This is a genomic window from Rahnella ecdela (assembly GCF_019049625.1).
Taxonomy (GTDB): Bacteria; Pseudomonadota; Gammaproteobacteria; order Enterobacterales; family Enterobacteriaceae; genus Rahnella; species Rahnella ecdela.
Map to the genome: position 1 here is coordinate 1 of NZ_JAFMOY010000063.1, position 1052 is coordinate 1052.

Annotated in this window: 1 tRNA gene and 1 rRNA gene; both read left to right on the forward strand. The window is 48.8% G+C overall.

What is annotated here, in order from left to right:
- Positions 1–635, forward strand: a 16S ribosomal RNA gene (locus J1784_RS00320); the annotation flags it as partial.
- A gap of 142 nt (positions 636–777) precedes the next feature.
- Positions 778–853: transfer RNA gene (locus tag J1784_RS00325), tRNA-Glu, on the forward strand.
- Positions 854–1052 lie beyond the last annotated feature (199 nt).

Below are 1052 nucleotides of genomic sequence, written 5' to 3' on the forward strand. Positions count from 1 at the left end.
ACTCAAATGAATTGACGGGGGCCCGCACAAGCGGTGGAGCATGTGGTTTAATTCGATGCAACGCGAAGAACCTTACCTACTCTTGACATCCAGAGAATTCGCTAGAGATAGCTTAGTGCCTTCGGGAACTCTGAGACAGGTGCTGCATGGCTGTCGTCAGCTCGTGTTGTGAAATGTTGGGTTAAGTCCCGCAACGAGCGCAACCCTTATCCTTTGTTGCCAGCACGTAATGGTGGGAACTCAAAGGAGACTGCCGGTGACAAACCGGAGGAAGGTGGGGATGACGTCAAGTCATCATGGCCCTTACGAGTAGGGCTACACACGTGCTACAATGGCATATACAAAGAGAAGCAAACTCGCGAGAGCAAGCGGACCTCATAAAGTATGTCGTAGTCCGGATTGGAGTCTGCAACTCGACTCCATGAAGTCGGAATCGCTAGTAATCGTAGATCAGAATGCTACGGTGAATACGTTCCCGGGCCTTGTACACACCGCCCGTCACACCATGGGAGTGGGTTGCAAAAGAAGTAGGTAGCTTAACCTTCGGGAGGGCGCTTACCACTTTGTGATTCATGACTGGGGTGAAGTCGTAACAAGGTAACCGTAGGGGAACCTGCGGTTGGATCACCTCCTTACCTCAAGATACGCATTGTGCAGTGTCCACACAGATTGTCTGATGAAATTAATGAGCAAGAGCACCTGTTGATGCAGTAAGGGCAACCTTACGCTGATGCGAAAAGTGCCAAACCACAATGTGGTCTGGTACGGATTTTTCGTGTCCCCATCGTCTAGAGGCCTAGGACACTGCCCTTTCACGGCTGTAACAGGGGTTCGAATCCCCTTGGGGACGCCACTCCGATAATGTGTGAAAGACATTATCAACTGAATATCTTAAAGATGACTTTAACGAGTCGTGTTTAAGATATTGCTCTTTAACAATCTGGAACAAGCTGAAAATTGAAAGTTTACAGCTGAACATCACTCTCCGTAGAAGTACTGAGTGGTGGATTAGTCTGTAACAGAGTCTCTCAAATAATCGCAGCGCGATGATG